At 48.4% G+C, this 9,299-nt stretch carries 9 protein-coding genes; all 9 read left to right on the forward strand.

Annotated features, from left to right (window positions below):
• Window positions 1–6: 6 nt before the first annotated feature.
• Complete coding sequence (locus AC4MRN_RS05015; protein WP_370241609.1) at window positions 7–1,101, forward strand: TRAP transporter substrate-binding protein; 1,095 nt, start codon at window positions 7–9, stop codon at window positions 1,099–1,101.
• 97 nt (window positions 1,102–1,198) lie between these two features.
• The gene (gene fabV / locus AC4MRN_RS05020) at window positions 1,199–2,377 is read left to right on the forward strand and encodes an enoyl-ACP reductase FabV (RefSeq protein WP_073325155.1); all 1,179 of its coding nucleotides are present in this window, start codon (window positions 1,199–1,201) and stop codon (window positions 2,375–2,377) included.
• Window positions 2,378–2,862: 485 nt separating this feature from the next.
• On the forward strand, window positions 2,863–4,203 hold the full coding sequence (locus tag AC4MRN_RS05025) for a Na(+)-translocating NADH-quinone reductase subunit A (RefSeq protein WP_491202663.1): 1,341 nt from the start codon (window positions 2,863–2,865) through the stop codon (window positions 4,201–4,203).
• A gap of 3 nt (window positions 4,204–4,206) precedes the next feature.
• The gene (locus AC4MRN_RS05030; RefSeq protein WP_491202664.1) at window positions 4,207–5,409 is read left to right on the forward strand and encodes an NADH:ubiquinone reductase (Na(+)-transporting) subunit B; all 1,203 of its coding nucleotides are present in this window, start codon (window positions 4,207–4,209) and stop codon (window positions 5,407–5,409) included.
• Entirely contained in the window at window positions 5,399–6,163 is a 765-nt protein-coding gene (locus AC4MRN_RS05035) for a Na(+)-translocating NADH-quinone reductase subunit C (RefSeq protein ID WP_073325158.1), read from the forward strand. Before AC4MRN_RS05030 ends, AC4MRN_RS05035 begins: the two co-directional genes overlap by 11 nt.
• 12 nt (window positions 6,164–6,175) lie before the next feature.
• Window positions 6,176–6,808 (forward strand): NADH:ubiquinone reductase (Na(+)-transporting) subunit D, encoded by a 633-nt coding sequence (locus AC4MRN_RS05040; RefSeq protein ID WP_073325159.1) that lies wholly within the window; start codon window positions 6,176–6,178, stop codon window positions 6,806–6,808.
• A 3-nt stretch (window positions 6,809–6,811) separates the two neighbouring features.
• Window positions 6,812–7,420 carry an NADH:ubiquinone reductase (Na(+)-transporting) subunit E gene (gene nqrE / locus AC4MRN_RS05045; RefSeq protein WP_491202665.1) on the forward strand — a complete coding sequence of 203 codons (609 nt, stop codon included), beginning with the start codon at window positions 6,812–6,814 and terminating at the stop codon, window positions 7,418–7,420.
• 22 nt (window positions 7,421–7,442) lie between these two features.
• Window positions 7,443–8,675 (forward strand): NADH:ubiquinone reductase (Na(+)-transporting) subunit F, encoded by a 1,233-nt coding sequence (gene nqrF, locus AC4MRN_RS05050; protein WP_255052659.1) that lies wholly within the window; start codon window positions 7,443–7,445, stop codon window positions 8,673–8,675.
• 106 nt (window positions 8,676–8,781) lie between these two features.
• On the forward strand, window positions 8,782–9,299 hold a 518-nt coding region (locus AC4MRN_RS05055), incomplete at its 3' end, for an FAD:protein FMN transferase (RefSeq protein WP_491202666.1).

Genomic DNA, 9,299 nt, shown 5'->3' on the forward strand with positions numbered 1-9,299 from the left:
ACAATAATGAAAAAAATGCTATTGGCAGTAATGGGACTGGGTATGGCTTTAGGCCTGAGTGGTTGCCAGGACAATACTCAATCAAATACAACCGCAGCGCAGGCTGCGCCACAACAAACCTATGAATGGAAACTAGTGACTTCCTGGCCGAAGAATTTTCCCGGCTTAGGACAAGCGCCGGAAACCTTTGCCGAGTATGTCAACGAGATGTCGGGCGGCAGATTAACCGTAAAAGTGTTTGGTGCCGGTGAACTGGTACCCGGATTTGAAGTGTTTGATGCCGTTGCCCAGGGTACAGCACAAATGGGCCACGCTGGCGCGTACTACTGGAAAGGTAAAATGCCTGCGGCACCGATTTTTTCAGCGATCCCATTTGGTATGAATGCCCAGGAAATGAACGGTTGGCTGCACTATGGCGGTGGTTTGAAGCTCTGGCAGGATTTGTACAAGCCATTCGGCGTTGTGCCCTTTGCCGGCGGTAACACCGGTGTGCAGATGGCGGGCTGGTTTAAGAAAGAAATCAACAGCCTCGACGATTTTCAGGGCTTAAAAATGCGTATTCCGGGTCTGGGAGGCGAAGTGCTCAAAGCAGTTGGCGGCATTCCGGTAACCCTGACCGGTGGCGAAATATTTACGTCTTTACAAACCGGTGCTATTGACGCGACTGAGTGGGTTGGCCCGTACAATGATTTGGCGTTTGGGTTGTTCCGTGCTGCCGATTATTACTACACCAGTGGCTGGCATGAGCCGGGCACACAGCTGGAATTCCTGGTAAACGAGCAAGCGCTCAACAGCTTACCCGCAGATCTACAGGCTATTGTGAAAGTAGCCATGCGTGCCGCGAATCAGGATATGCTGGATGAGTATACTGCACGAAACAATGCCGCTATGAACAAGTTGGTCAATGAACACGGTGTAACGGTACGTGAGTTACCCCAGGATGTGATTGACGCGCTTCGCGAAGCGTCTGCCCAGGTCATGGCGCAGCAAGCTGAAGCAGACCCAGATTTTAAACGCATCTACGACGCCTACCAGTCTTTCTTCGCTGGCGCGAAAACCTTCCACGGTATGTCAGAACAAGCGTATTACAACAATCGTTAAACTGATTGTGTGATAAGCCGGGTGATAGCTGCTCAGAGTTGTTATCATCCGGTGGTTTATTACAATACGCGCTCAAATTATAAAGGATAGTGTGACTATGGTTATTCAGCCCAAAATACGTGGCTTTATTTGTACAAATGCGCATCCAGTGGGTTGTGCAGCAGTTGTGTCAGAACAAATTGATTATATTCAAGGGCTTGGCGATTTAGGCGACGGGCCTAAAAAGGTACTGGTTCTGGGTTGTTCTACCGGCTACGGACTGGCTTCGCGTATTACTTCGGCGTTTGGCTATGGCGCAGCAACACTGGGCGTCTGTTTTGAAAAGGCCCCGACAGAACGCAAAACCGGCACAGCAGGTTGGTACAATACCGCTGCGTTCCATCATAAAGCGAAAGCGGCAGATCTGTATGCAGAAACCTTAAACGGTGATGCATTCTCTGCAGCTATGAAGCAGGAAGTGATTGACAAAATTAAAGCCGATTTAGGTCAGGTCGACCTGGTAATCTATAGTCTGGCCGCCCCGCGTCGTACTGATCCAGTTACCGGTGAAGTGTATAAGTCTACGCTCAAACCAGTGGGTCAGGCTTACACCACAAAGACTTACGATACCGACAAAGACCTGGTACATGATGTTAGTCTTGAGCCTGCCAACGACGATGAAATCTTCAATACCGTTAAGGTAATGGGCGGCGAAGACTGGGAATTGTGGCTGGACGCATTGTCTGAAGCTGGCGTACTGGCTGAAGGCTGTAAAACGACGGCTTATACCTATATTGGTAAAGAACTGACATGGCCAATTTATGGTCAGGCCACCATTGGTAAAGCGAAGGAAGATTTGGATCGCGCGGCAAGTGCTATCAACGACAAGCTGTCTGCATTAAGTGTTGACGCTCACGTTTCATCGCTGAAGGCGTTGGTTACGCAAGCCAGTTCCGCAATTCCGGTGATGCCACTATACATTTCGCTGTTGTATCGCGTGATGAAAAACGAAGGCACGCACGAAGGCTGTATCGAGCAAATTGCTGGATTATATAAAGATTGTTTGTACGGTTCTGAACCTACGCTGGATGAGCAAAACCGCTATCGCATGGACGGGAAGGAAACCAACGATGATACCCAGGCCGTCATCAAAGGTCTCTGGGACCAGGTTACTCAGGATAACTTCCATGAGTTAAGTGATTACGCGGGCTATCACCATGAGTTTTTACGTCTGTTCGGCTTTGATGTCGCAGGGGTGGATTACGATGCGGACGTTGACCCGCTGGTTAATTGGTAAAACCATTTGATAATTATAATAAGCCGTCGTTATGACGGCTTATTTGTATGATGAATAGATGAATTCTGCTAATTCCGCCTGTTTTTTGACCATTTGGTGGGTTTTGCGACCAAGGTGGTAGGTTGATTGTACAGATTAATCCGATAAAAATAGTGCATAATCTGCGAATTGCGTAGCGCAAGTCGTCAGGATGATGCTAAAATTCCGTAATTAAGTAGAGTGACCTGTCTGTTACTCTCTTTCGCCTTGTTAACGGGCGGCAAAACCATGCGCTAAAAAACAACAATAAAATTGTTAACGCCGGCAAATTCTAACAATAACAATTCAGCTTGATTGCGAAGTAAAAATTAGCTTTGAGGGTTTCTTACGACCTTTATTAGCATAGTAGTGGTGAGCAAAGTACGTTTTTGAATCGTATCTTTTCAATGTGGTGAAAGATGCTGCCTATTCAAAAGGGTATTTCTATTAGAGTAGTGCGATTACGTATGATAAAAATCAAAAAAGGTCTCGACCTCCCTATATCGGGAGCTCCGACACAACAGATCCAGGATGGTCTGACGGTGTCTCGGGCTGCCATACTGGGAGAAGAATATGTGGGTATGCGTCCTACCATGCACGTGCAGGTTGGAGACAAAGTGAAGAAAGGTCAGGTTCTTTTCGAAGATAAGAAAAACCCTGGCGTTAAATTCACTGCTCCGGTTGCGGGTGAAGTGGTAGAAGTAAACCGTGGTGCTAAGCGTGTTCTGCAATCTGTTGTGGTAAAAGCAGAAGGTGATGAAGCGGAAGCTTTCACTGCCATTGCTGCTGATCAGATTGCTGGTAGCAGTCGCGAAACTATCGAGCAGCTGTTGAATGACAGCGGCTTGTGGTCAGCATTACGTACGCGTCCTTTCAGCAAATCACCTGCACTTGGTTCTACGCCAAGTTCAATCTTTGTCACAGCCATTGACACCAACCCATTAGCTGCCGATCCGGCGGTTGTTATCGCAGAACGTCAGGACGACTTCGCAAACGGGTTGAAAGCACTAAAAGTGCTGTCTGGCGGCAAAGTGTATGTGTGTAAGAAAGCAGGCAGCGCAGTAACAGCTGGTGACAGCGGTGCAGACGTTGCTGAGTTTGACGGCCCGCACCCAGCAGGGTTGGCCGGTACACACATTCATTACCTCGATCCGGTAGGTGCTAAGAAAACAGTATGGTCTGTAAACTATCAGGACGTGATTGCCATTGGTGCAACGCTTACGTCTGGTCAGTTAGACAACAGCCGTGTTGTTGCCTTAGGCGGCCCTGCTGCTAAGAATCCTCGCCTGGTTCGCACTGTAATTGGTGCTGATTTGGCAGAACTTACCGCTAGTGAAGTGACTGACGGTGAAGTTCGCATCGTGTCTGGTTCAGTACTGAATGGTACGACTGCACAGGGTGTTCACGGTTTCCTTGGACGTTTCCACACTCAGGTTTCGTTGTTGAAAGAAGGCCGTGAAAAGGTACTGTTTGGCTGGATTACTCCAGGTTCTGACAAGCATTCAATCACGCGTGCGTACACTGGTCATTTCAGTGGTAGCAAGCAGTTTGATATGACTACAACTACAAATGGTTCAGAACGTTCAATGGTACCAATTGGTAATTACGAACGCGTTATGCCTCTGGATATCCTTCCCACGCTGTTACTGCGTGATTTGATTTCTGGTGATACTGACAGTGCTCAGACGTTGGGTTGTCTGGAACTGGACGAAGAAGATTTGGCACTGTGCACCTACGTGTGCCCAGGCAAATACACTTACGGTCCGATCCTGCGCAACTGTTTGACCACGATCGAGAAAGAGGGTTAATTCATGGGCTTAAAAGCGTATTTAGAGAAGATCGAACCGAACTTCGAACCAGGTGGTAAATACGAAAAATGGTACGCGCTGTACGAAGCGGCCGCGACCATCTTCTATACCCCGGGTAAAGTCAACAAGGCTGGTACTCACGTTCGTGACAGTATCGACCTGAAACGTATTATGATCATGGTGTGGATGGCAACATTCCCGGCTATGTTCTTTGGTATGTACAACATTGGTTTCCAGGCGCAGGAAGCAATTGCCGCTGGCGCGGGTACCTTACCTGATACCTGGCAGGCTGGCCTGTTCTCGGCATTAGGTGGTGATATCTCAAATGCAGGCACATTAGGCCTGATGTTCTACGGCGCATGCTTCTGGCTGCCAATTTACGCGGTGACGTTCGCCGTAGGTGGCTTCTGGGAAGTATTGTTTGCATCAGTACGTAAGCACGAAGTTAACGAAGGCTTCTTCGTAACATCGGTATTGTTCGCATTGACGTTGCCAGCAACCATCCCATTGTGGCAGGTTGCACTGGGTATCACGTTCGGTGTGGTTATCGCGAAAGAAATCTTTGGTGGTACCGGCCGTAACTTCCTGAACCCGGCACTGTCTGGCCGTGCATTCCTGTACTTTGCTTATCCTGCGCAAATCTCGGGTGACCGCGTTTGGGTAGCCGCTGACGGTTATTCAGGTGCCACGTCTCTGAGCCAGGGCGCAAACGGTGCACTGGATTACAGCAACTCTGACTTGTGGATGAACCACTTCCTGGGTCTTATCCCTGGTTCTGCGGGTGAAGTGTCTGCACTGGCAATTATGCTGGGTGGCCTGTTCATCATCTACATGCGAATCGCCAGCTGGCGCATCGTAGCAGGTGTTGCACTGGGCGTTGCTTTCTTCGCCACACTGTTAAACCTGATTGGTAGTGACACGAACTACATGTTCGCTATGCCTGCACACTGGCACTTCGTAGTAGGTGGTCTGGCGTTTGGTATGTTCTTTATGGCAACAGACCCAGTGTCTGCGTCATTTACGAACCAGGGCAAATGGGCATACGGTTTCTTCATCGGTTTTATGACCGTACTGATTCGCGTATTGAACCCTGCATTCCCTGAAGGTGTTATGTTGGCAATCCTGTTTGCTAACCTGTGGGCACCCCTGTTCGACTACTTTGTCGCTCAAAGCAATATCAAGCGGAGGATAGCTCGTGTCGGCTAATAAAGAATCATTTGGAAAAACAGTCGGCGTTGTACTGGCGGTTTGTTTAGTCTGTTCAATCATCGTATCAGGTGCGGCTGTAGGCCTGCGTGATATTCAGCAAAGCAATGCAGCGAAAGACAAAATGTCTAACATCCTGCATGCAGCTGGTCTGCTTGAACAAGCTAAAGGTAACATCGAAGGAACATATAACGAGTTCGTTGAAGCGCGTTATGTAGACCTGGATACCGGTGAGTTTGTTGAAGCACCTTCTGCAAACTACGATATGTACAAAGCTGCAAAAGAAGCTGACACCAGCGTGAAAGTGGAAAACAGCAATGTGGGTTTCCAACGCCGCGCGAAAGTGGCTTCGGTATATTTGGTTTACGAATCAGCAGCGAAAGAAACCGTTAGCCGCGTTATTCTGCCAGTACACGGCAGTGGCCTTTGGGACCTGATGTACGGTTTCCTGGCCCTTGATGCAGACGGCGAAACAGTTCGCGAACTGATTTACTATCAGCAAAAAGAAACGCCAGGACTGGGTGGTGAAGTACAAAACCCAGCATGGCAGGCAAAATGGGACGGCAAGCAACTTTACAAGAACGGCGACGTAGCCCTTGAAGTGAAGAAAGCGGCTGGTGAAGAAAACCCATATGCGGTTGATGCACTGTCTGGTGCAACGTTAACCAGTAACGGTGTGAACAACACGGTTCAGTACTGGGTTGGCGACAACGGCTTTGGTCCTTTCCTGAAAAAACAAGCCTGGCGTTCGTAAGGGGTTATTATCATGGCTGATTCTAAAGAAATGAAAAAGGTCCTCTTTGGACCCATTCTGGACAGTAACCCAATTGCATTACAAATCCTGGGTATTTGTTCTGCACTGGCAATTACTACAAAACTGGAAACCGCATTAGTAATGTCTCTGGCACTGACCAGCGTTACCGCGTTTTCAAACCTGTTTATTTCGATTATTCGAAACCAGATCCCCAGCAGCGTGCGGATCATCATTCAGATGACCATCATCGCCTCGCTGGTAATTGTTGTTGACCAAATTCTGAAAGCGTACTCGTACGAGATTTCTAAGCAGCTGTCGGTATTCGTTGGTTTGATCATTACCAACTGTATCGTAATGGGCCGTGCAGAAGCATACGCGATGAAGAGTCCACCTCTGATGAGCTTCCTGGACGGTATTGGTAACGGCCTTGGCTACTCTATGGTACTGATTGTGGTTGGTATCATTAAAGAGCTGTTCGGCTTCGGTACTATCCTGGGCTTTGAAATCCTGCCTCTGATTCAAAACGGCGGCTGGTATCAGGCGAATGGTTTGTTAATTCTGCCATTCAGTTCATTCTTCCTGATCGGCGGTCTGATATGGGTAATCCGTACCATCCGTCCGGAACAAGTCGAGCCTAAGGAGTAAGTTGTGGAACATTATTTATCATTATTTGTTCGCTCGATCTTTATCGAGAACATGGCGCTGTCTTTGTTCCTTGGGATGTGTACATTCCTGGCGGTATCTAAGAAAGTAAAAACGGCCATGGGCCTAGGTATTGCCGTAGTGGTAGTACTGGGTATCTCTGTACCGGTTAACCAGGTGATTTACGTGAACATTCTGGCGCCTGGTGCGCTGGCATGGGCAGGTTTCCCTGACGCTGACCTGAGCTTCCTGAACTTCCTGACCTTTATCGGTGTTATTGCGGCACTGGTACAGATCCTGGAAATGAGTCTGGATAAGTTCTTCCCTGCGCTATACAACGCGCTGGGTATCTTCCTACCACTGATTACCGTTAACTGCGCCATCTTTGGTGGTGTATCGTTTGCAGTACAACGTGAATACAACTTCGCAGAGAGTATTGTTTACGGTGTAGGTAGTGGTATGGGCTGGGCACTGGCTATCGTATTGCTTGCGGCGGTACGTGAAAAGCTGAAGTACGCGGACATGCCAGACGGTATTCGCGGCCTGGGCTCTGTGTTCATGATTGCTGGCCTGATGGCACTGGGCTTCCAGTCCTTCACTGGCGTTCAGCTGTAATTAACGCTAAGGAGCAGAATTTATGAATCAAATCGAGATTATTCTTGGCGTTGGAATGTTCATCGTTATCGTTCTTGCGCTGGTATTTATCATCCTGTTCGCAAAATCGAAGCTGGTTCCATCTGGCGACGTGAAGATTCTAATTAATGGCGATCCGGAAAAGGCGATCACTACTGCACCAGGCGGCAAGCTGCTGGGTGCATTAGCCGATGCGGGTATCTTTGTATCTTCAGCCTGTGGTGGCGGTGGTTCTTGTGGCCAGTGTCGTGTAGACGTGAAGACCGGTGGCGGTGAAATCCTGCCTACTGAGCTCGACCACATTACTAAGCGCGAAGCGCGTGAAGGCTGCCGTCTGTCTTGTCAGGTATCTGTTAAGCAAGACATGGAAATCGAGCTCGAAGAAGAAATCTTTGGTATCAAAAAGTGGGATTGTGAAGTTATCTCTAACGATAACAAAGCCACTTTCATCAAAGAGCTTAAGCTTAAAATTCCAAATGGCGAGAGCGTACCGTTCCGAGCGGGTGGATACATCCAGATTGAGGCTCCACCTCACCATGTCAAATATAAAGACTTCGATATTCCTGAAGAGTATCGTGCTGACTGGGAACGCTTTGGCTTCTTCGATATCGAATCTAAGGTAGATGAAGAAACTATCCGTGCTTACTCAATGGCAAATTACCCGGAAGAAGAAGGGATTATTATGCTGAACGTGCGTATCGCTACGCCGCCGCCTAATAACCTGAGCCTGCCGGCTGGTAAAATGTCATCGTACATCTGGAGCCTGAAAGAAGGCGACAAAGCGACTATCTCTGGTCCATTTGGTGAGTTCTTCGCGAAAGAAACTGACGCCGAAATGGTATTCATTGGTGGTGGTGCGGGTATGGCACCGATGCGTTCACACATCTTTGACCAGCTTCGTCGTATTAAGACTGACCGTAAGATCAGCTTCTGGTACGGTGCTCGTTCACTGCGCGAAATGTTCTATGTAGAAGATTTCGATATGCTGGCTAAAGAAAATGACAACTTCGTATGGCACGTTGCACTGTCAGATCCACAACCTGAAGACAACTGGGAAGGTTACACCGGGTTTATCCACAACGTATTGCTGGAAAACTACCTTAAAGACCACCCTGCGCCAGAAGATTGTGAGTTCTACATGTGTGGGCCACCTATGATGAACGCGGCCGTTATCAACATGCTGAAAGATTTAGGTGTTGAAGACGAAAACATCCTGTTGGATGACTTCGGCGGCTAAGTCGCAAGTTCGAAGTATAAAGGGGGCTCTAGGCCCCCTTTTTTACTAAGTTGAAGGGAATATCCCATTGCAGTGCCACTGCAATCAATAATCCCATGGAGGCAATGTGAGTAAATTTAGGTATGTAGTTGGACTGCTAGTGCTGTTATTGGTGGGCTGCAGCCAGCCACCGGTAGAAGTAGAGCATATCTATGGTCACACAATGGGCACCACGTATAACGTGAAGTACCCGAAAGTCACCGCGGTTGATAAAGCAAAAGTTAAGCAACTGATAGACGAGCGCTTAATTCACGTGAATAAGCTGATGTCGACCTACGACCCGACGTCAGAATTGTCGCGCTTTAATCAGTACCGTTTTGAGCAACCTTTTGCTATATCGCCGGAAACCCGCAAAGTGGTGCTGGAAGCGATGCGTTTGGGTGAACTCAGTCACGGCGTGCTAGACGTCACTGTTGGACCTCTGGTTAACCTCTGGGGTTTTGGACCCACCATGCGTCCGGAGAGTATTCCGTCTCAACAGGAAGTCGATGCAGTGCGTGCCTACACCGGTTTGGATAAATTATCGGTAGTTAAAGACGGATTGGTAAAAGCGCATCCTCAGCTTTATGTAGACTTGTCTACAGA

Source organism: Marisediminitalea sp., from assembly GCF_984433645.1.

Excerpts from the sequence above, each read along its gene's own strand:
- AC4MRN_RS05040 (WP_073325159.1), top strand. The coding sequence starts at position 6,176 with ATGGCTGATTCTAAAGAAATGAAAAAGGTCCTCTTTGGACCCATTCTG.
- fabV (WP_073325155.1), top strand. The coding sequence starts at position 1,199 with ATGGTTATTCAGCCCAAAATACGTGGCTTTATTTGTACAAATGCGCAT.
- AC4MRN_RS05015 (WP_370241609.1), top strand. The coding sequence starts at position 7 with ATGAAAAAAATGCTATTGGCAGTAATGGGACTGGGTATGGCTTTAGGC.
- AC4MRN_RS05025 (WP_491202663.1), top strand. The coding sequence starts at position 2,863 with ATGATAAAAATCAAAAAAGGTCTCGACCTCCCTATATCGGGAGCTCCG.
- AC4MRN_RS05030 (WP_491202664.1), top strand. The coding sequence starts at position 4,207 with ATGGGCTTAAAAGCGTATTTAGAGAAGATCGAACCGAACTTCGAACCA.
- nqrF (WP_255052659.1), top strand. The coding sequence starts at position 7,443 with ATGAATCAAATCGAGATTATTCTTGGCGTTGGAATGTTCATCGTTATC.